Genomic DNA, 20754 nt, shown 5'->3' with positions numbered 1-20754 from the left:
GGTTCAACAAAGCTTAGTGTTACAAAAAATAATATTAAGTTAACATTTGGATACATCACTTTTTAGACTGACGGTCGAAGGCGCTATGGATACCCAGTTACAATTAGAAAAAATAGTCAAGGATCTTGAAAACTATAAAGTAGCCATTGATGCACATTCAATTGTAGCTATAACAGATGCACGTGGCGTCATTACTCATGTCAATGAGAAGTTTTGTAATATCTCACAGTATTCTTATGAAGAGCTGGTCGGATCAACACATAAAATTATTAATTCAGGCTATCACCCGAGAAGTTTTTTTAAATATATGTGGAAAGCCATTTCGAGTGGAGAAATTTGGAAAGGCGAAATTTGTAACCGAGCTAAAAATGGTTCTTTATATTGGGTTGAAACCACGATTGTGCCGCTTAAAGATAATAATGGCGTTTTACAAAACTATATCTCCATTCGAACTGATATCACACAGCTAAAAAATTCCGAAGACCATGCACGTTATATGGCATTACATGATGAATTAACGGGATTGCCTAACCGCCGTTTTATGCAAGAACGCATGTTGGAGGTGATTGAATCATGTAAACAAAATGGTACACATAGTGCACTCATGATGTTGGATTTGGATAACTTCAAAAATATTAATGACACGTTAGGACACGATCGTGGAGATGACCTACTCAAAATGGTCTCGGTGCGCCTTATGGAGTGTGTGGCACAGCAGAATGCAATTGTCCGTCTTGGTGGAGACGAGTTTTTAATTATTCTTTCAGATTTAGATCCAGATGAAACGATTGCTAATCAAGCAGTGATGCAAACCGCTGATAAAGTTCGTGCTGCATTAAATGAGCCTTTCGTATTAAAGGATAATAAAATCCATACCAGCTCTAGTATCGGAATTTTTATTTTCCGTAATTCAAAATTGCCAAAAAATGAGTTGCTTAAGTACGCCGACATGGCGCTGTATCAAGCTAAAGAAAATGGTAAAAACTGCATATGTGTTTTTGATCCTGAAATGGAACAAAGTGTTATTGCTAAAGCTGCTTTATTAAATGATTTAAGATTAGCTTTATTACGAGATGAGTTCCAACTTTATTATCAGATTTTAGTAAATCGTGAAGAGGAAGTGATTGGGTATGAGGCCTTGCTACGTTGGAGTCATCCTGAACACGGTTTGATTTTACCAGGTCGATTTATTGAAGAAGTGGAGAAAACTGATCTCATACATGATGTTGGTAATCGTGTTTTAGTATTAGCATGCCAACAGTTAAAAGATTGGAGCCAATACCCAGAATCTTCAAACTGGACGATTTCAGTCAATATTAGTGTTGAACAATTCCGTAAGACTGACTTTGATAAAAATGTGCTTCGGATTATTGATGAAGCAGGAATTGATCCAACATTATTACGTTTAGAACTCACTGAAAGCATGTTCTATACCGATATGCATAACTCAATTGAGAAAATGAAAAAGCTCATCGAGCGTGGATTAAGATTCTCTATGGATGATTTTGGAACAGGATATTCTTCATTGAATTACCTCAAAATGCTTCCACTGGATCAACTCAAAATTGATCGTTCATTTGTAGAAAATATTGTCGGTAATCCACGTGATATTGCTATTGTGAAAACGATTATTGATTTAGCACAGATTCTCGATCTGAATGTGGTGGCAGAGGGTGTAGAAACTGAAGAGCAGTTCCAAGTTCTGAAAGAAAATGGCTGTAATACGTTTCAAGGCTATTATTTTGGTCGACCTCAACCGATTGAAAAAAGATCTTAAGATACTCAAATAGAATAAAAAATTAAAAAAGAGAGCATTAAGCTCTCTTTTTTTATATGCGATAGGTTTTTAGTTAGACTTTTCACCTAAGCTAAAGAACCAATTCAGGAATAATGCAGCAAAAGTAGCCGTTCCAATACCACCTAAATTAAAGCTACCAAATTGAAGCGCAAAGTCACCAGTACCTAAGATCAGCGTGATCGCAGCAATCATGAGGTTTTTATTTTTAGAGAAATCGACACGATGTTCGATCCAAATTTTAGCACCAGCTATGGTAATTAAACCAAACACCACAATTGATGCACCTGCAAGAATCGCAGTTGGAATGGTTTGAATAATTGCACCAAATTTTGGTGATAAGCCAAGGAAAATTGCGAATACACCTGCGATGGCAAAAATAATCGTGGAATAGACACGTGTCACAGCCATCACGCCAATATTTTCCCCATAAGTGGTCATGCCTGGAGCACCTACACCACCGGCTAATGATGTTGCAACACCATCGGCGACAAACGCTTTACCAATATGTGGGTCTAGATTTTCACCAGTCATGGCAGAGACTGCTTTGATGTGACCTAAGTTTTCAGCCACTAAAATTAAAGCTACAGGAGCAATGATGAGCATCGCGTTCGTACTGAACTCAGGAGCATGAAAGTTAGGCAGACCAAACCATGCAGCTTGGGTAATCGGCGTGAAGTTAATTGGAGTACCGTAACCCATGATATTCGTAATAACAAAGTATACGATATAAGACAGCACCAAACCCACAAGTAAAAGTAGGCGTTGTAGCATCCCTTTGGTGAATACTGCAATTGAAGCCATACACATGACAGTAATCAATGCCATCCACATATTAAATGGATTACCCGCGACACTTTTTACCGTTACCGGTGCAAGATGCAGACCGATGATCATGACCACAGAACCTGTTACGACAGGAGGCATGAGCTTTTCAATCCATCGAGTACCTGTTGCCATCACCAGAAAACCAATTAAGGCATAAAGTACACCACAGGCAATAATTCCCCCAGCAGCTAATGCAATATTCGCATTTGCTCCAGCACCGGCATAGCCCGTTGCCGCGATGACTACACCAATAAAAGCAAAGCTTGAGCCTAAATAACTGGGCACTTGACCGCCAGTGATGAGGAAAAATAACAGGGTACAAATCCCTGACATTAATATGGCAAGATTAGGATCAAAACCCATTAATAATGGTGCTAAAACTGTCGCACCAAACATGGCAAATGCATGTTGAATGCCAAGAACTACACTTTGCGCAGGAGGTAAATATTCGGTCGTGCCAACAGGACGCGTATCGATATCATCCGTAAAGGGACGCCATTTAGGAAACCAACTGGTCATAAAGTGAGCACTCAATAGTTAAATTGTGCACATCATACGCCTGTTTTATGAGAAATCATCTGTTTCTTGCAAAATTATTAAAACTAATGGTCTGACTTTTATTAAATTTTTACCCATTGGTAAAAAATTTATGTTTTAAAAATAAAGTAAAATCAGCCTATTGCGACTCAGCTATATCAAAAAAATCTATATCCATATTGAGTAAAAAATTTATAGGTGCTCTGTTGTCGCTACTGAAAATTAGAATAAAGTCTCTAAATTGCTCAAGCCCATAAAGGTGCTTGAGCATAGACAGTCGTGAAATCAACCTGTATTACGTAATCCAGCAGCAATACCTGCAATACTTACCATTAATGCATGGTCAACTTCAGTTTGTTCGACAGTTCGTTCAGCTAAATATTCGCGACGTCTTTTCATGAGTTCTGCTTGTAACAGGTGTAATGGAAGGAGGTACGGTTTACGAATCTTCATGGCTTGATCAAGAACTTCATTAGAACTGAGTAATTTAGATTCACCTTTCATCGCCAATAAAGTTTGTACTGCGTCATGTAAGCGTTGGCGTAGTTCCGCACCCAATACTTTAAGATTTTCATCTTGGGTGAGATGAGATTCATAATACAATGCGACATTGCTATCTGATTTAGATAGCACCATTTCCAACATATCAATTAAAGTTTGGAAATAAGGCCATTGTTCTAACATTTCATCTAGCTCAGCTTTGTGACCTTCTGAAATGACTTGATTGATGGCTGCACCAGTACCTAACCATGCTGGAAGCATTAATCGAATTTGAGTCCATGCAAATACCCATGGAATTGCACGTAAGGATTCAATACCACCGCTGATTTTTCGTTTCGCTGGTCTTGAACCCAAAGGTAGCATCTGTAATTCAAGCTCTGGCGTCACGGTTCTTAAGTATTGGACAAAATGAGGGTTTTCGCGAACTGTTTGACGGTAAACATTCACAGAGAGTTCCGTCATCTTGTGCATCAACTCGCGCCATGCTGCCTTGGGTTCTGGTGGTGGGAGTAAAGTCGCTTCTAGGGTAGCTGCGGTATAAATTTCTAAATTTTGCAGTGCGATTTCTTCTAATCCAAATTTGAATCGGATCATTTCGCCTTGTTCGGTCACACGGATTGCACCTGAGATTGAGCCAGGTGGTTGTGAAAATAGTGCTTGTTGGGTTGGAGCACCACCACGACTAATTGAGCCACCACGACCATGGAACAAAGTGAGTTGTATACCATGTTGTTTGGCAATAGCTGTTAACTCTTCTTGTGCACGGTACTGAGCCCAATTCGCAGACATGAAACCTGCATCTTTTGCTGAGTCAGAGTAACCAATCATGACCTCGTGCTTGTTTTGAATATGTTGTTTGTACCAATGCATACTGAATAAAGTATTCATGGTCGAAGCTGCGCCATCTAAATCTTTTAACGTTTCAAATAATGGAACTACACGCAGAGGTTGCTTAATACCTGCTTCTTTTTGGAGTAATAGAACCGCCAAAACGTCACTTGGATATTCCGCCATTGAAATAATATAAGCACCTAGACTTTCAGCAGGTTGTTCTGCCAAAGTTCGCATGGTAGCGAATACTTCTTGAACATCAGGATGCTCAATAAGACTTTGAGCAGATTCATTAAGATGCTTAGGAAGTAAAGGGCGTTTGCTTTGCAGTTCTTGTAATAAGAAGTTTTGACGGGCTTGTTCAGTCCATGTCTCAAAATTGCCAAGTCCAAGATACTCAGTAATCGCTGAAATTGCTTGACGATGACGACCTGACTCTTGGCGAATATCTAGTTTTAATAACTCAATACCGAAACAATTCACGCGATAAATAAAATCGAGTAACTTTCCTTGAGCAATACCGGAAAGGTTTGAATCGACTAATGAGCGATAACATAACAATAATGGCTGCAACAGTTCATCTTTATGATGAATAATCTGGCTACGATCCACATCAGAATGTTGACCTTGTAATTTTGCAGTGAGCCATTCTCTTGTAATTTTTAAGCGTTCACGAGTTGTTCTTAAATATTCACGATAAGGCTCTGGATGAGGCTGACCTAATGCTGTCTTTAGTTCATCACTGCACGACTGAACAGAAAGCTCCCAACGTAAATCTTCAATATCGCGGAGGTAGAGGTCTGCGGCTTTCCATCGAGATAACCATAAAACCTCTTGAGTCACTTTGTGTGTAACATTTGGGTTTCCATCGCGGTCACCACCCATCCAAGATGCAAACCGTACAGGTGCAATATCCAAAGGTAAAGCTTGAGAACAATGCTCTTGAACCAATTGATTCAATTCACGGACAAACTTAGGAATAGCGTTCCATAAAGTTTGCTCAATGGTAGTAAAACCCCATTTTGCTTCATCAATTGGGGTTGGACGATGTTGGCGAATTTCATCGGTTTGCCATGCTGAACAGACCAATTGTTTTAATTCAAAAAGAATTTGAGCGCGCTGTTTAGGGGTCAGCTTTTGCTGATCAAACTTAGATAAACACTCGTTGATCCCATCATATTTTTGGATCAAGGTGCGACGACTAACTTCCGTAGGATGTGCGGTGAGTACAAGCTCAATATTTAGCTCACAAATTTGTTGATAAAGGGTTTCCGCTGAAATCAGCTGTTGTTGAAATTTTTCAAAAAGGGGAATAAGGACATTTGCTGCAGCGCCGTTTTCATCAAACTCATTTTGGCGACGGCTACGTACCACATGATATTGTTCTGCAATATTGGCAAAGTTCAGAAAGTGTGAAAAAGCGCGTGTCAGTGGAAGAATCTCATCATCTTTTAAACTTAAAAATAAACTTTCTAATTGTTTTTCAGCTTCGCTATCACCATCACGTGCACCTTTCGCGAGCGCACGAATTTGTTCAACTTGATTAAACAAATCTTGTCCAGCTTGTTCTTTTAAAGTCTCTCCTAAAAGATTACCGAGTAAGCGTACGTCTTCACGTAATGGAGCATCAATTTGTTGAATCATTTTTTTCTCCTTTTCTTGTTCTTTTGACTATACCGCTTATTCATGACATGCCAAGCGATTGCAAAATAATTTAAAGAAAATTAGGTGAAAAATACGCCATTTAAGTATGGAGAGAGCTATTTTTTGTATTTCAGCATAAATAATTCGATGGCTTGATGAATAATTTCATCACATTCTGCTTCACTGGGAATCGGACGAACACCTAACAATACTTCATGATGTCGATGCCCTAAGAGTAAAGAAAGGAGCAAATGTGTTTGCTTTTCAGCATCATCTTTCTGGATAAATCCGTGCTCAATCGCTTGAGCAAAAAAATCAGTCCAAACCATAAATAACCGCTTATGAGATGCATTATAAAAAGGTTCAGCCAAAGGGTTTTGCTCTGCTGCCAATTCTAATAATAAATGCTCAAGCTTAATGGCTTCAGGAAGATTGACAATTTGCAGCGCTAAACTACATACCTGATAGAAGTCTTCTAAAAAATTGGATTCAGGGTGTAATTGGATTCGCCGAGCATTGATTGATTCTTCGCACGTTTCTGCAATTGCATAAGTAAATAACGATTCTTTATCTTGAAAATGGTTATACACCGTCAGTTTAGTCACGCCAGCTTCTTTGGCAATTTGATTCATGCTTGAACCATGAAAGCCCTGTTTTAGAAACAAACGTTTAGCTGCCTCTAATATTTGTTTCTTTTTAACTAAATCCTTAGGACGTCCAATATTCATTTGCACAAAAAAATCCAAAAAAAACAGTTTAGGTCATACCTTGAAAAATGATTTTTAATTACTGTACCATGCGGTATATTAATTAAAAAATAATCAAATTAATATCCCTAATTTGATTTGCCTAAAAATTGACATAAGAGCAGTGCACATGAGTCCTCAAAAATTTGCCACATACAGTTTAATGCTCATTTGTAGCGTGATACTTACCGCGTGTAGTAAGGATAAACCCACAGAGGAACAAATTCCATTTGTGATGGTTGCCCAGCCGAATACTTCCCAAGATGAACTGAAAAGTTATGCAGGAGAAGTTCAGGCGAGACAGCAAACGGCATTGGCTTTCCGTGTTGGAGGACAAATTACTGAACGCTATGTTGATGTTGGGGATCGAGTCAAAGTCGGGCAAGTCTTAGCAAAATTAGATGTGAAAGATGCTCAACTGCAGTTAAATGCTTCAAAAGCTCAGTTAGAAAGCGCGCAATCTGCAGCCAAAATTGCCGAAGAAGAATACAAACGCTTTAAGCAATTATTACCTATTAATGCGGTGAGTCGTTCGCAATATGATGCCGTAGAAAATCAATATAAATCGGCCATGTCAAATTTAAAACAAGCACAATCAAATTATGCAGTGAGTAGTAATCAGACGGGATATAACCAACTCATTGCCAATAAAAATGGCGTCATCACTGAGCGTAGTATTGAAGTTGGTCAAGTGATCGCAGCAGGGCAGGCAGCATATCAACTGGCGATAGATGGTGATCGTGAAGTGGTGATTGGTGTGCCAGAACAAGCAGTATCAGAAATTAAAACAGGTCAAAAAGCTTGGGTTACGCTATGGTCAAAACCAGAGGAGCGTTTCGCCGCATATGTACGTGAAATTTCACCTGCTGCCGACCAATCTAGAACATTTAGTGTCAAAGTTGCTTTGACCGAAGGGCGTTCAGCAATTCAACTTGGACAAAGTGCGCGAGTATTTTTTTCAAATACCAGTTCAAATGTGATTAATGTTCCTTTGACCAGTGTATCTGCAACAGAAGATCAGCCTTATGTATGGGTTGTGAATCCAGATCACAGTATCCGTAAGGTGAATGTTCAAATAGGTGCTTATGGTCGTGATACGGTACCTGTGACCCAAGGTTTAAAAGCTTCTGATTGGATCGTGGTTGGCGGTGTACACTTACTGCGAGATAAACAAAAAATTAATCCGATTGACCGTCAAAACCGTGCAGTAAATGTGAAAGCAGGACAAGTTGGAGCGAAAATATGAACTTTAACTTGTCAGAATGGGCGTTAAAAAATAAGGGACTGATCCTTTATTTCATGATTTTGATGGGAATATTGGGTGTTTATTCCTACTCAAAACTATCACAAAGTGAAGACCCTCCATTTAGTTTCAAAGTAATGGTGGTTCAAACCTATTGGCCAGGTGCGACAGCGGAAGAAGTTTCATTACAAGTAACTGATCGCATTGAAAAAGAATTAATGAGTACGGGGCTCTATGATCGTATTGCAGCCTATTCTCGTCCTGGTGAATCAATGGTGACCTTTATTGCCAAAGATTCGTTGCGTTCCCATGAGTTACCAAATGTTTGGTATCAGGTTAGAAAAAAAATTGGAGATATCAAACACCAACTTCCTAGCGGTGTTCAAGGTCCATTCTTTAACGATGAATTTGGTGACACCTTTGGGAATATTTATGTCTTAACGGGTGATGATTTTGATTATGCCGTGATGAAGGAATATGCCGATCGCTTACAGCTGCAACTACAACGTGTGCAAGATGTCGGGAAAGTTGATTTAGTCGGCTTGCAAGATCAAAAAATTTGGATAGAAATTTCAAATACGAAAACTGCTCAATTAGGCATTCCAGTATCCGCAATTCAAGAAGCACTACAAAAACAAAATACCATGGCGAGCGCAGGTTTCTTTGAAACAGGCTCAGATCGTATTCAAGTGCGTGTCAGCGGACATTTGAAATCAGTCGAAGATCTCAAGAACATGCCATTACTGGTTGGAGATAAGACCATTCAATTGGGTGATGTAGCTGAAGTTTACCGTGGCTTTAGTGAGCCAGCTCAACCGCGTATGCGCTTTATGGGTAAAAATGGTATTGGTATTGCGGTGTCTATGCGTAAGGGGGGTGATATCATTGCGCTAGGGAAAAACCTAGAAAAGACCTTCAACGATCTACAACAAACTTTACCTTTAGGGATGGAACTGAAAAAAGTTTCAGATCAGCCTGTAGCGGTGCAACGCAGTATTCACGAATTTATCAAAGTGCTCGCAGAGGCCGTGATTATTGTCTTATTGGTCAGCTTCTTCTCTTTAGGTTTCCGTACAGGATTAGTGGTCGCTTTCTCTATTCCCTTGGTCTTGGCAATGACGTTCGCAGGCATGAATTTCTTTGATGTTGGACTGCACAAGATTTCTTTAGGCGCATTAATCTTAGCACTTGGACTTTTGGTCGATGACGCCATCATTGCAGTTGAAATGATGGCCATTAAAATGGAACAAGGATATAGCAGATTAAAAGCGGCAGGTTTTGCTTGGAAGTCGACCGCATTTCCAATGTTAACGGGGACGCTGATCACTGCAGCTGGATTCTTGCCGATTGCCACTGCTGCGTCGAGCACAGGTGAATATACTCGTTCAATTTTCCAAGTTGTAACCATTGCTTTGGTGGTGTCATGGTTTGCAGCGGTACTGTTTGTTCCTTATTTAGGTGACAAATTACTGCCTGATTTTAATCAAATGAATCAGAAAGCCCCGTGGTATCAACGCTTATGGGCAAGATTACGTCAACAACCCGAGCCACAACCCGTCGTTCAACACCATGGTGAGCATCACGATCCATATCAAACCAAGACGTATCAAAAATTTAGATCTTGGGTTGAGTTATGTATTACTTATCGTAAAACCGTCATTGCTGCGACGGTTGCAATATTTGTCTTATCAATTTTGATGTTCAAACTTGTTCCACAACAATTTTTCCCACCATCAAACCGTGCTGAAATTTTAGTGGATCTAAAACTAGAGGAAGGTGCTTCTCTAACAGCGACAGAAAATGCGGTTAAAAAAGTAGAAAAATTCTTGTCGACTCAAAAAGGGATCGATAATTACGTCGCTTATGTTGGTACAGGTTCTCCACGATTCTATTTACCGCTTGATCAACAATTACCTCAGGCGAGTTTTGCACAATTTGTGGTTTTGGCTTCCTCATTAGATGAGCGAGATGAGATTAGAAAGAATCTGAGTGAAGAAATTAGTAAGTTATTGCCTGAAGTACGGACACGTGTATCGCTATTGGAAAATGGGCCACCAGTCGGTTATCCAATTCAATACCGTGTTTCTGGTGAAGATTTAAATACTGTTCGCCAACGAGCACAATTAGTGTCACAAGCAATCAGTGAAAATCCAAATACCGCCAATGTTCATTTAGATTGGGGTGAGCCGAGTAAAATTATTTCACTTGAAATTGATCAAGATCGTGCGCGTCAGTTAGGCGTATCTAGCTTAGATTTGGCGAATTTCTTAAATAGCTCAATAACAGGGTCTGCGATTAATCAGTATCGTGAGAAACGGGAGTTGATTGATATTCGTTTACGTGGCGATCAAGCGGAACGTGTTGATGTGGCATCGTTACAAAGTCTCGCTGTACCGACGAGTCAGGGGGCAACAGTTCCATTGGCACAGATTGCGAATATCCAATATAAGTTTGAAGATGGTCTGATTTGGCATCGTAATCGCTTACCGACGATTACTGTGCGCGCAGATATTCGGACTAAACTCCAACCTGCCACTGTGGTTGGTGAATTAACTGAATCTATTGAGAAAATTCGTGCCGAACTTCCAAGTGGTTATCTTGTAGAAGTGGGGGGCACTGTGGAGGAGTCTGCACGTGGACAAACGTCAGTAAATGCTGGCATGCCGTTATTTTTGGCCGTGGTCTTTACCTTGCTCATGATTCAGCTCAAGAGTATTTCACGTTCGTTTATTGTTTTCTTGACCGCGCCTTTGGGTTTAATTGGCGTGGTATTGTTCCTGTTGATATTCAATAAGCCTTTCGGATTTGTGGCGATGCTAGGTACCATTGCTTTATCTGGAATGATTATGCGTAATTCGCTTATCTTGATTGATCAGATTGAGCAAGATATCAAAGCGGGTCATTCTCAATGGGAAGCGATTTTAGAAGCGACAGTACGCCGTGCCCGTCCAATTATTTTGACTGCATTGGCTGCTGTGTTGGCGATGATTCCGCTTTCACGCAGTATCTTCTTTGGTCCAATGGCAGTAGCAATTATGGGTGGACTCATTATCGCAACGCTATTAACGCTGTTCTTCCTACCAGCACTCTATGCGGCGTGGTTTAAAGTGAAAAAAGAGTCAAAAACCGCGTAGTTTTATGTGAATACTAGGTGCGAACCATTGAAAAATTCAATATAGTAGTCCCTAGTTTTTAACACAAAATAACACAGTGGGCTGGGTACATAAAAAAACTGAATGTGCACTCGGTTGAGGTATAAAAAAGCATCCATGGGGCGAGACAATTTAACAAGACATCGTCGATTAATTACGATGTCTTATGTATTCATGTTTCTTGCATTGTTCACTGGTATCAGTGCTGCAATCGCCTATTTTTTAGCGCAAAAAGTGGCTCAAGCGCAAGACGCTGAAGTCTGGATCCATGCTCAAGCATTATGGATTGCACGAAATGTTGTGCTATTCATGATGATGGCCGCATTTGCTGCTCTTTGGTTTATTCCTGCCTGCTTTATCTATTGGGATAGTGTGTTATGGGTGAAAGGGTGTACGGTGATTGGTGTCATTTTTACCACAATTGCATGGCTATTTCTCCTAAATGCATGGCTTAAAGGCTTAGTGAAATATCTCCAGAAAAAAGCCGCTTTTTAAAATAATGATTTAATTTACTTGTAATCTCGGAATATGACCCCAACATATTCCGCAGAGAAGTCATATCAAATTTTTTTGTGGAGCATCGCCAGACATGGCTAAACGTGATTATTATGAGGTTTTAGGGGTTTCTAAAACAGCTAGTGATGATGAGATTAAAAAAGCCTACCGTAAGTTGGCGATGAAATATCATCCAGACCGTAACCCTGATAATGCTGAAGCAGAAGAAAAATTCAAAGAAGCTGCTGAAGCTTATGAAGTTTTATCTGATAGTGAAAAACGCAGCATGTATGACCGCATGGGACATAATGCGTTTGAAGGCGGCTTCGGTGGCGGTGGCGGTGGTTTCGGTGGCGGTTTTAGCGCTGAAGACATTTTTAGTCAGTTTGGTGACATTTTCGGTGGTGCGTTTGGTGGCGGCGGTCGCCAACAGCGTCAAAGACGTGGTTCAGACTTACGTTATGTGCTTGAGCTCAGCTTAGAAGAAGCTGTACGTGGCGTAAAGAAAACAATCACTTTTACTGCGCCAGCACCATGTGAAGTGTGTGATGGTAAAGGTTCTAAAAACCCGAATGATGTTGAAACCTGTAAAACTTGTCACGGGGCTGGCCAGGTCCGTATGCAACAAGGTTTCTTCTCAGTTCAGCAAACGTGTAGCACTTGTCGCGGACAAGGTAAGATTATTAAAAATCCTTGTGGCACTTGTCATGGTTCAGGTGTTAAAGATCGTCAACAGACACTTGAGGTTACCATTCCTGCAGGCGTAGATAATGGCGATCGCGTTCGTTTAACTGGAAAAGGTGAAGCGATTCGTGATGGTCAATCAGGTGATCTATACGTAGAAGTTAATGTTCGTGAACATGAAATCTTCCAACGTGATGGCGCGGACTTGTATATGGATGTGCCGATTAGTATCGCTGATGCTGCACTGGGTAAAGAAATTGAGATTCCAACCCTTGATGGTCGTGTGAACTTGAAAGTACCTGAGGGAACACAAACAGGTAAAATGTTCCGTCTACGTGGCAAGGGTGTAAAACCAGTACGCACAAGTATGCAAGGTGATTTACTTTGCCGTATCGTTATTGAAACACCAGTCAACTTAACTGCACGTCAACGTGAACTTTTAAAAGAGTTACAAGAATCTTTAGATGGTGCGGACAGTAAATCTTCACCTAAAAAGAAATCATTCTTCGATCGTTTATTTGACTGATCAGAATGAAATAAAAGCCCGACATTATTGTCGGGTTTTTTATTGAGTTATAAATACTTAAGACGCTTAAAGCAGGGTAAGTGATACTACCATTAGACAATTTCTTAGTTTATGGATGTATTCAAAAGTTGTTGAGACTTATTTATTTAAGCTTTCAAAATCAAAAGGTAAATTTTTAATGGGTTTTGTTGGAACTATAATTTAAAAAAAGAGGATCTGAAGATCCTCATCATGTAATTTTGAAAAAACTAATCCTGAGCATCAATACTCTGACCATTCATCCCTATACTGTCTTCGCCCATTAAATATAAATAAGCTGGCATGATTTGTTCAGGCGTTGCCAATACTTTCGGATCTTCATCAGGATATGCTTTAGCACGCATAGCTGTTCGTGTTGCACCTGGATTAATGCAGTTGTAGCGAATGTTTGGATAGACATTTTCTTTAGCAAAAATTTGACTGACCGCTTCAATGGCAATTTTTGAAACTGAGTATGCGCCCCATTTCGCACGTGCTTCACGACCGACACCTGAGCTTGCAAAAACAACAGAGGCATTTTGAGATTTTTCTAATAATGGAAGTAAATGTTGGGTAAGAACAAAAGGTGCTCTTAAATTTACAGCCATTACATCATCCCACACTTCAGCAGGGTAGTGGGCCAATTCAACGCGCTCGCCTAAAATCCCAGCATTGTGCAAAATCCCATCTAAACGACCAAATTGTTGGTCAAGCGTTTCCACAAGACGTTCGTAATCATATGCTGTTGCAGTAGAAAGTTGCAGTGGCAAAATTGCAGGTTGAGGAGCACCTAAACTTTCAATTTCGTCATAGATCACTTCTAACTTGTTCAGCGTTCTACCATGAAGAACGACGGTCGCACCATGTAAAGCATAGCTCAACGCTGCTGCGCGTCCAATGCCATCACCTGCACCCGTAATTAAAATTACTTTATCTTTCAATAAATCTGGGCGAGGTTGATATTCTGAATATTTCATGTGCGACCTCCTTCATTGTTCTAATTAAGCTGTTTTTTGGTGAGATTCGATCAATTCAATTAAGTGTTGATGTAATTCTTGTACATCATTCACTATACAATCTGCCTGCCAAGAATCTAAGTCATCTTTGTGTTCTAATGGTAAATATCCGTAAGCAGCCAAAATCGTGTACATATTTGCGCTTCGACCTGCATCAATATCACGTGGATGATCACCAACATAAATGCATTGTTCAGCTGGAACATTAATTTGTTGAGCAGCGAGATACATCGGTTCTGGGTCAGGTTTAGTGTGCTTAACATCTTCTGGGCATACGAGAACGGCACAACGTTCAGTTAAGTTTAAAGCTTGAAGTAGTGCCTCACTCAGCCAACGAGGTTTGTTTGTCACAATTCCCCATGGAATATCACGTTGTTCCAAGTCCTCGATTAAAGGATACATTCCTGCAAAAAGGTCTGTATCCACAGCAATATCAGCACCATAGATATCTAGAAAGCGCTGACGATGTGCAAGGAAAATAGGATCATCAACCTGTAATTCAGGATAAACCAATTTCACCATCGCCCGAGCCCCCTCGGAGACCTGAGTTCGGATCAGGGCTGCATCTACGATCTCTCGACCTTCTTCACGACACATTGCTTGAATAATACGAATAAAATCCGCAGCAGTATCAATTAAAGTTCCATCTAGGTCGAAAAGTACGGCCTTCATTCATTCACCTCATTATGCGTGTAAACCATATAGTTCACATCAACATTTGGGGCTAACCAATAATGTTTAGTTAATGGATTGTAATGTAAGCCTGTCATATCTTTAAGTTTTAAACCTGCGTTACGAATATCATGTGCTAATTCAGAAGGTTTAATAAATTTATGATAGTCATGAGTTCCTTTTTTCAAAAGACGTAATACATACTCTGCACCGATAATCGCAAATAAATATGATTTTGGATTACGGTTAATCGTGGAGAAGAACACATGACCGTTTGGTTTCACCAGTTTTTGGCATGCTTGAATGATTGATGCTGGATCTGGTACGTGTTCTAACATTTCCATACAAGTTACGACATCGTATTGACCAGCTTGTTCTTCAGCCAAATGCTCAACTGGAATTTGACGATATTCGATATTGGTGACATTTTCTTGTTCTGCATGCAGACGTGCGACATTTAATGGTGCTGCGCCCATATCGATACCGAGGACATCGGCACCACGGCGTGCCATACTTTCAGCTAAAATGCCGCCGCCACAGCCAACATCTAGTACTTTCTTGCCACTAAGACCACCTGCATGTTCATCAATCCAATTCAATCGTAATGGATTGATTTGATGGAGAGGGCGAAACTCAGAGTGTTGATCCCACCATACCGCAGCAAGTGCTTCAAATTTAGCAATTTCTTGTGGGTCAACATTCAGTTGAGTCATTACAGCCACCTTAGCAAAGTTCGTTTTAATGGGTAAAATTTATATCAGATCTTAGTGTATCGCTAATTCCAAAAAAAGCGATAAATCTTGTAAAAAAGTTCACAGAATCAAAACGATTTTCTCATATTTGTTTTATAGTGAAACCATATGCTAATCAGAATGATTTAGAGGATAAAAACTTAATGAAAAAGGTGGTTTTTAGTGGCGTTGCCGCTGCGGTGCTGATGGCACTTTCAACAGGTGCAATGGCGAACTTTGTTGAAGGCAAAGATTATACGGTCGTGCAAAACCCAGGAAAGGTTGATGTCGCTGGTAAATTGGAAGTACGTGAATTCTTTTGGTATGGCTGTGGTCATTGCTTTACTTTAGAGCCTCATATGCAATCTTGGTTACGTAAAATTCCAAAAGATGTGAATTTTGTCCGTACACCTGCTGCAATGAACAAAGTATGGGAACAGAATGCACGTGGCTACTACGTTTCTGAAGCACTTGGTGTTCGTAAACGTACCCATTTGCCTTTATTCCACGCGATCCATGACAAAGGTCAGCAGATTTTTGACCAAAAATCACAAGCGCAATTCTTTACGAAGTATGGTATCCCAGAAGCGAAATTCAATAGTTTATATAATTCTTTCGCAATTACTGCCAAAGTCTCTCAAGCAAATAAATTAGCGCAACAATATCAATTGACGGGTGTGCCAGCTGTTGTAGTAAATGGGAAGTATGTCGTACAAGGTGATAATGGCCGCGTGTTACAAGTGGTTGATTATCTATTGGATAAAGAGCGCAAAGCTAAATAATAAAAAACCCGCATTGAGCGGGTTTTTTTATGCCTCAGTAGTATTCCAATTCAAAATCCCTTTAAAGATTAATCGTATTTGGGTAATGGACTGTTTTTTGAGTACTAATTTTTGTAATTCAAGCTCCATACCTGAATATTGACGACCTAAGCTAATCCAAGACATTGCCCATGTGAAACATAAATTAATTAAAATATTCGACAACATTTTTAGATCATCAGCTTGATGAAAATTTTGTACGATTTCGAATTTTTGTAGGTCATTGGCCAAATCAGAATTTAGAAACTCAATTTCACGAGCAATCGCACGTCTTACTACTTCAGAGCCACCCCAGCGCTCTGCGATCATAAAAATCCAAGGTTGGGTATTTAAATCGATGGCTTCAAAAAAAAGTTCCATGCTGGTTTCGGCTTTAGCATCAGGGTGGGCTAAACCTTGACCGAGCTGATGAAGTACGGTTTTCAAATATAACGCGACTTGATCGACCAGCTCTTGGCCTAATTCATCCATATCTTGAAAATGTCGATAAAAGGCTGTTGGGACCAAACCAACCTCACGTGCAACTTCACGCAGACTAATACTACTAAATGAACGGCCAGATGTGCTTAAGCGCAAAGCGGCATCTAGTAAAGCCTGACGACTTTGTTGTTTACGTTCATCGCGTATAGACATCTTAAAACCTGAGAAGTGAAGTCGAGATGAGTCTATCAAAAAAATATAAAAATTAAACGACGAATGTCAGTGAACATGTGTTGACTCAATTTTAAAATCAATATAGTGTACACATGTTCACTATTAGAACACTTGTTCACTCAATTAAATTAAAATACAAAAGAGGAACGTTTGAGATGAGTAGTTATCTGTCATATCGTCCTGAATGGATTCGAGAAGATTTCGTCGATTTTATCGCTGAAAAAATACATCCCACTTTGGCTTGGAAAAAAGTCAAAGCATCGCTCGTGAGTCGTCAGGCACTTAGTCACGATTTCTATGAGATTCATTTATGTCCAAATCACAATTTCGATTTTCAACAGATTGAGGCAGGGCAAAGTGTTTTAGTGACAGTCGTAATTGCAGGCGTGCATCTACAACGTAGTTATTCGATTGTGGAAATTTCTGCGACAGGCAATCTGGTGATTGCTGTCCGAGCTCAAGGATTAGTGTCAAATTGTTTAAGTCAATTGGAGATAGGTTCTGTCGTGGAAATTTCTAAAGCGCAAGGTGAGTTTACGCTTGAGCCGACTCAACAGCCAATTGTGTTATTGGCGTCGGGGAGTGGCATTACCGCCATTTATGCATTGCTTACGAAGGCTTTAAACACATTATCTGTACCTATCTATTTGATTTATTTCTGTCGAGATGACGCGTTCCACGTGAAACTACAACAGCTCGCTTCAAAACATGATCATTTTAATTATCACTATTTTAATACACGCCAACATAAACAATATCTGACATTGGCGTTATTAGAGAAGTTAATGCCAAGTTTTAGGCAAGCACAGATTTATGCATGCGGTGCAACTTCGATGATGCAAGCTGTAAATCAAATTTGTCATGAAGAGGGGATCAGCAATCAGCTCAAACAAGAGTTTTTTCAAATCCGTGTAGATGAAGAAATTGAAAAACAATCTGTCACGTTTATCCGCAGTCAGAAATCGTTTGAAGCTCAAAAAAGTTTGTTGGTGAGTGCTGAAGAGGCTGGATTAAGACCCGCTCATGGATGCCGAATGGGTATTTGTAATGCGTGTGTCTGTAACAAAGTTAGTGGCGCTACTAAAAATATGCTCACAGGTGAAATTGAACATGAGCCAAATCGACAAATTAAATTATGTATTAGTCAGGCAGTAAGCCCTGTTGTGATTAATTTGTAATTTAACGGTATCGTATAAGACTGGAGAAAAATAATGAATATGTCACTTAATACAACATGGCAATCAAAATCTAAACATCTGACCGCTGAACAAATTGAAGCATTTGGACAACGCGTTGAGCAGATTCGACTCAGTATTATGAATGATTTGGGTGAGCAAGATGCCAAATATATTTATAAGATTCGCAACTTTGTTCGCTATAGCGAGATTGGCTCACGTGCATTGCTGATGTTTGGTGGTTGGATTCCACCTGTTTGGTTGGTGGGTACAGGATTACTGGGTGTGTCCAAAATTGTTGAGAATATGGAGCTTGGACATAATGTGATGCATGGTCAATTTGACTGGTTGAATGATCCTAGTTTAAACGGTGCGACATATGACTGGGACACCATCTCAACAGGCGATGACTGGAAATATACTCATAACTATGTACATCATACATATACCAATATTGTAGGGATCGATCATGATGTAGGTTATGGTCTACTTCGTGTTTCAGCATCTCAACCGTGGGAACCAAGATTTTTATTAAATATTCCCTTAGCGATTCAATTGATGGTATTTTTCGAATGGTATGTCGGTGTTCAAAACCTACACTTGGAAGACGCGCTTGTTTATAAAACCAAATCTTGGAAACAAGTCTGGAAAGATGCTGAAAAATTAAGAAAAAAAGTACGACGTCAGGTGGTGAAAGATTATGTCTTTTTCCCGATTATCGCTGGTCCAAATGCGCTTCCTGTCTTCGTAGGCAATGCAGTTGCAAATGTGATTCGAAGTTTATGGTCATCTGCAGTGATTTTTAATGGTCATTTTACTGAAGATGCAGAAACATTTGAGATGGATAATACCGAAAACGAAACGCGAGCAGAATGGTATTTACGTCAAATTCGAGGTTCAAGTAACTTTACCGGAACATCATGGCTGCATATTTTGAGTGGTAATTTGAGTCATCAAATCGAGCATCATTTATTCCCTGATATGCCTGCAAATCGCTATGCAGAAGCTGCGCCAAAAATTAAAGCGTTATGTGAGGAATATGGCATTCACTATAATGAAGCAAACTTTATGAAACAATTCTGGAGCGTTTGGGTTCGTTTAGCTAAATGTTCTTTACCAAATGATAAAACAGCTAAAATTTCTCAATCTATAAGAAAACTAAGAGGAATATTTGCTTGAGTACCACTATTTAGTTTAATTCATTAAAGACGTGAAACATTAATTAAAATTTTAAGCATGGAACGTGAAGAATCAAAAAAAGCCCAATTGGTGAGAATTGGGCTTTTAATGACGCATAAGGTAAAATATATTAATTTAACTTTAAACATTGAGATCCATTAATTAAATCTGGATCATTTTTTAAAAGATTTAAATATTCACTTTGCAACACAAAAGTTTTATTCAAAGTTGTATCATATCGTTTTGCTAATTCTTTTCTTTCCAAATGATTCTGATATTTTTTCAAAAATTTATTAATAATACACATTGAATCAATAGCATCCCCCGATATTAACCTGTAACTTGTAATGTCTTTCTTATAGTCTAACCCCCCCATATCATAAGTATTAAAAAGTGATTCAATTTCACTCAAAGCATATAAATATAAGTGATCGTTAACTTCCGAAGGGTTTTCTGAATTTTTATATGCAGCTCTATAAACAAAGCTTGCACTTTCTAAACTACTTGAAATAGCCATAATTTTTGTTTGTACTATTTGTTTATCTAACTCGTCTTCATCAATTGTATTTTTTTTAGCATTAGAGCAAGAAGAAAGAAGCAGAGAGCAAATTAATAGAGAGAAGATCTTTTTCATTAATACGTTCCATCAAATTTTTCAAATTCTTCTTTTCTAGGAGTTCTGTAGCCTTCTGAAACAGCAAAACTATGAGCTTGTTTATTCCATCTTTTTCCAAAAATCATCGTATACAATCTTTCACTAATCATAAAAGGACCACCATTTTTTAGAATTTGCCCGGCTTTACCGACATATTCTGCTTTTGAAAACATACCATAGCCAGTTGGCGTAAGCTGAATGATTAGAGATCCTTTCTGATTAAAGATATAATAAAATTTATTTTATATCACGACAGTCATCCTGAATTTTTTCATTACCATATATCTTATTTAGCTTTTCTTTCCACTTTAACTGTTTTGTCTCAATCCACGAGTAAATATCACTGTAATCAATTTCTTTAGGAAGATTTTTCTTATATTCTAGTAGAAAGTTTCCCATCCAACACATCTGATTGACCTCAGCAATACTCATTTGCTCTTCAATTTCATATTTATCACCCGATGTCTTTTCAAAACCTTTTATGACTGCTACCTTTTGGATAGTTGATTGTAATAACGCTTGCGTAATAGGCGTTAAATCAGAATTTATAGCATTTTTATATACTAAATAATCTAGATATATCATGCTTCTAGCGCCTATATTTGCATTTTTGATATCATCCTGATAATTAGCTGGATTTGTACATCCAGAAATTAAACTTACAAAAAATATAAGACTATAATTTTTAAATTTTTCATACATAACATTTTTAGGATCACCACGATATATTAGATCTTGTATCTTGGAGCTTGTAGTGATTAGCTTCCACTATATGCAAATTGTAGAGTTTGTAATAGACCTAAGACTTTTAGTCTGTGAAAGAGATAAAACCTACAATTTGCCCTAACCAC

Annotated in this window: 18 protein-coding genes; 8 read left to right on the top strand and 10 right to left on the bottom strand. The window is 39.0% G+C overall.

The annotated features are described in order from the left end of the window. The first annotated feature begins 85 nt into the window (after positions 1-85). A complete protein-coding gene (locus FTV17_RS13940) occupies positions 86-1777 on the top strand; it encodes a bifunctional diguanylate cyclase/phosphodiesterase (RefSeq protein WP_180000367.1) in 1692 nt (563 codons plus the stop codon). Positions 1778-1846: 69 nt separating this feature from the next. Here the strand turns inward: FTV17_RS13940 and FTV17_RS13935 are convergent, their stop codons facing one another. From FTV17_RS13935 to FTV17_RS13925, 3 genes are all read right to left on the bottom strand, one after another. After that, complete coding sequence (locus tag FTV17_RS13935) at positions 1847-3142, bottom strand: solute carrier family 23 protein (RefSeq protein WP_180000364.1); 1296 nt, start codon at positions 3140-3142, stop codon at positions 1847-1849. Between the two features lie 303 nt (positions 3143-3445). Next, positions 3446-6136 carry a phosphoenolpyruvate carboxylase gene (gene ppc, locus FTV17_RS13930; RefSeq protein ID WP_180000362.1) on the bottom strand — a complete coding sequence of 897 codons (2691 nt, stop codon included), beginning with the start codon at positions 6134-6136 and terminating at the stop codon, positions 3446-3448. 116 nt (positions 6137-6252) lie between these two features. Continuing rightward, positions 6253-6870: a TetR/AcrR family transcriptional regulator gene (locus tag FTV17_RS13925; protein ID WP_180000361.1), complete on the bottom strand. Its 618-nt coding sequence runs from the start codon at positions 6868-6870 to the stop codon at positions 6253-6255. A 142-nt stretch (positions 6871-7012) separates the two neighbouring features. Here FTV17_RS13925 and FTV17_RS13920 point away from each other — a divergent pair, with 142 nt between their 5' ends. The 4 genes from FTV17_RS13920 (at position 7013) to dnaJ (ending at position 12982) form a co-directional block, all read left to right on the top strand. Then, positions 7013-8128: an efflux RND transporter periplasmic adaptor subunit gene (locus FTV17_RS13920; protein ID WP_035268798.1), complete on the top strand. Its 1116-nt coding sequence runs from the start codon at positions 7013-7015 to the stop codon at positions 8126-8128. Continuing rightward, a complete protein-coding gene (locus FTV17_RS13915; protein ID WP_180000359.1) occupies positions 8125-11259 on the top strand; it encodes an efflux RND transporter permease subunit in 3135 nt (1044 codons plus the stop codon). The genes FTV17_RS13920 and FTV17_RS13915 overlap by 4 nt, the downstream gene beginning before the upstream one ends. A 135-nt stretch (positions 11260-11394) precedes the next feature. After that, complete coding sequence (locus tag FTV17_RS13910) at positions 11395-11772, top strand: hypothetical protein (protein WP_035268802.1); 378 nt, start codon at positions 11395-11397, stop codon at positions 11770-11772. A gap of 94 nt (positions 11773-11866) precedes the next feature. Beyond that, positions 11867-12982: a molecular chaperone DnaJ gene (gene dnaJ, locus FTV17_RS13905; protein ID WP_035268804.1), complete on the top strand. Its 1116-nt coding sequence runs from the start codon at positions 11867-11869 to the stop codon at positions 12980-12982. A 248-nt stretch (positions 12983-13230) separates the two neighbouring features. Here the strand turns inward: dnaJ and FTV17_RS13900 are convergent, their stop codons facing one another. From FTV17_RS13900 to ubiG, 3 genes are read right to left on the bottom strand one after another with little or no spacing between them, the layout of a single operon-like run. Beyond that, positions 13231-13977, bottom strand: a complete 747-nt coding sequence (locus tag FTV17_RS13900; protein ID WP_035268812.1) for a YciK family oxidoreductase — start codon at positions 13975-13977, stop codon at positions 13231-13233. Between the two features lie 24 nt (positions 13978-14001). Beyond that, entirely contained in the window at positions 14002-14688 is a 687-nt protein-coding gene (locus tag FTV17_RS13895; protein WP_035268813.1) for an HAD family hydrolase, read from the bottom strand. Then, positions 14685-15401 (bottom strand): bifunctional 2-polyprenyl-6-hydroxyphenol methylase/3-demethylubiquinol 3-O-methyltransferase UbiG, encoded by a 717-nt coding sequence (gene ubiG, locus FTV17_RS13890; RefSeq protein WP_180000357.1) that lies wholly within the window; start codon positions 15399-15401, stop codon positions 14685-14687. Before ubiG ends, FTV17_RS13895 begins: the two co-directional genes overlap by 4 nt. A gap of 182 nt (positions 15402-15583) precedes the next feature. Here ubiG and FTV17_RS13885 point away from each other — a divergent pair, with 182 nt between their 5' ends. Further along, positions 15584-16201: a thiol:disulfide interchange protein DsbA/DsbL gene (locus tag FTV17_RS13885; RefSeq protein WP_180000355.1), complete on the top strand. Its 618-nt coding sequence runs from the start codon at positions 15584-15586 to the stop codon at positions 16199-16201. 27 nt (positions 16202-16228) lie between these two features. On the opposite strand, the gene FTV17_RS13880 is transcribed toward FTV17_RS13885, so the two are convergent. Next, positions 16229-16873, bottom strand: a complete 645-nt coding sequence (locus FTV17_RS13880; protein ID WP_180000353.1) for a TetR family transcriptional regulator — start codon at positions 16871-16873, stop codon at positions 16229-16231. 176 nt (positions 16874-17049) lie between these two features. Here FTV17_RS13880 and FTV17_RS13875 point away from each other — a divergent pair, with 176 nt between their 5' ends. Further along, positions 17050-18072, top strand: a complete 1023-nt coding sequence (locus FTV17_RS13875) for a flavin reductase family protein (protein WP_180000351.1) — start codon at positions 17050-17052, stop codon at positions 18070-18072. A 33-nt stretch (positions 18073-18105) separates the two neighbouring features. Further along, positions 18106-19248, top strand: coding sequence for a fatty acid desaturase (locus FTV17_RS13870; protein ID WP_373687213.1), 1143 nt, complete (start codon positions 18106-18108; stop codon positions 19246-19248). A 130-nt stretch (positions 19249-19378) separates the two neighbouring features. On the opposite strand, the gene FTV17_RS13865 is transcribed toward FTV17_RS13870, so the two are convergent. From FTV17_RS13865 to FTV17_RS13855, 3 genes are all read right to left on the bottom strand, one after another. Continuing rightward, positions 19379-19882: a hypothetical protein gene (locus FTV17_RS13865; protein ID WP_180000349.1), complete on the bottom strand. Its 504-nt coding sequence runs from the start codon at positions 19880-19882 to the stop codon at positions 19379-19381. Beyond that, complete coding sequence (locus FTV17_RS13860; protein WP_180000347.1) at positions 19882-20076, bottom strand: hypothetical protein; 195 nt, start codon at positions 20074-20076, stop codon at positions 19882-19884. The genes FTV17_RS13865 and FTV17_RS13860 overlap by 1 nt, the downstream gene beginning before the upstream one ends. A 64-nt stretch (positions 20077-20140) precedes the next feature. Further along, positions 20141-20605, bottom strand: coding sequence for a hypothetical protein (locus tag FTV17_RS13855; RefSeq protein WP_180000345.1), 465 nt, complete (start codon positions 20603-20605; stop codon positions 20141-20143). Between the last annotated feature and the right edge of the window lie 149 nt (positions 20606-20754).

The organism is Acinetobacter sp. YH12239 (assembly GCF_013417635.1).
GTDB lineage: Bacteria > Pseudomonadota > Gammaproteobacteria > Pseudomonadales > Moraxellaceae > Acinetobacter.
This window is presented reverse-complemented; position numbering and strand designations above follow the sequence as displayed.

What these genes read in the sequence shown, in the direction of transcription:
- FTV17_RS13940 (WP_180000367.1), top strand. Translation starts at nt 86, where the DNA reads ATGGATACCCAGTTACAATTAGAAAAAATAGTCAAGGATCTTGAAAAC.
- FTV17_RS13935 (WP_180000364.1), bottom strand. Translation starts at nt 3,142, where the DNA reads ATGACCAGTTGGTTTCCTAAATGGCGTCCCTTTACGGATGATATCGAT.
- ppc (WP_180000362.1), bottom strand. Translation starts at nt 6,136, where the DNA reads ATGATTCAACAAATTGATGCTCCATTACGTGAAGACGTACGCTTACTC.
- FTV17_RS13920 (WP_035268798.1), top strand. Translation starts at nt 7,013, where the DNA reads ATGAGTCCTCAAAAATTTGCCACATACAGTTTAATGCTCATTTGTAGC.
- FTV17_RS13915 (WP_180000359.1), top strand. Translation starts at nt 8,125, where the DNA reads ATGAACTTTAACTTGTCAGAATGGGCGTTAAAAAATAAGGGACTGATC.
- FTV17_RS13910 (WP_035268802.1), top strand. Translation starts at nt 11,395, where the DNA reads ATGGGGCGAGACAATTTAACAAGACATCGTCGATTAATTACGATGTCT.
- dnaJ (WP_035268804.1), top strand. Translation starts at nt 11,867, where the DNA reads ATGGCTAAACGTGATTATTATGAGGTTTTAGGGGTTTCTAAAACAGCT.
- FTV17_RS13900 (WP_035268812.1), bottom strand. Translation starts at nt 13,977, where the DNA reads ATGAAATATTCAGAATATCAACCTCGCCCAGATTTATTGAAAGATAAA.
- FTV17_RS13895 (WP_035268813.1), bottom strand. Translation starts at nt 14,688, where the DNA reads ATGAAGGCCGTACTTTTCGACCTAGATGGAACTTTAATTGATACTGCT.
- ubiG (WP_180000357.1), bottom strand. Translation starts at nt 15,401, where the DNA reads ATGACTCAACTGAATGTTGACCCACAAGAAATTGCTAAATTTGAAGCA.
- FTV17_RS13885 (WP_180000355.1), top strand. Translation starts at nt 15,584, where the DNA reads ATGAAAAAGGTGGTTTTTAGTGGCGTTGCCGCTGCGGTGCTGATGGCA.
- FTV17_RS13880 (WP_180000353.1), bottom strand. Translation starts at nt 16,873, where the DNA reads ATGTCTATACGCGATGAACGTAAACAACAAAGTCGTCAGGCTTTACTA.
- FTV17_RS13875 (WP_180000351.1), top strand. Translation starts at nt 17,050, where the DNA reads ATGAGTAGTTATCTGTCATATCGTCCTGAATGGATTCGAGAAGATTTC.
- FTV17_RS13870 (WP_373687213.1), top strand. Translation starts at nt 18,106, where the DNA reads ATGAATATGTCACTTAATACAACATGGCAATCAAAATCTAAACATCTG.
- FTV17_RS13865 (WP_180000349.1), bottom strand. Translation starts at nt 19,882, where the DNA reads ATGAAAAAGATCTTCTCTCTATTAATTTGCTCTCTGCTTCTTTCTTCT.
- FTV17_RS13860 (WP_180000347.1), bottom strand. Translation starts at nt 20,076, where the DNA reads ATGTTTTCAAAAGCAGAATATGTCGGTAAAGCCGGGCAAATTCTAAAA.
- FTV17_RS13855 (WP_180000345.1), bottom strand. Translation starts at nt 20,605, where the DNA reads ATGTATGAAAAATTTAAAAATTATAGTCTTATATTTTTTGTAAGTTTA.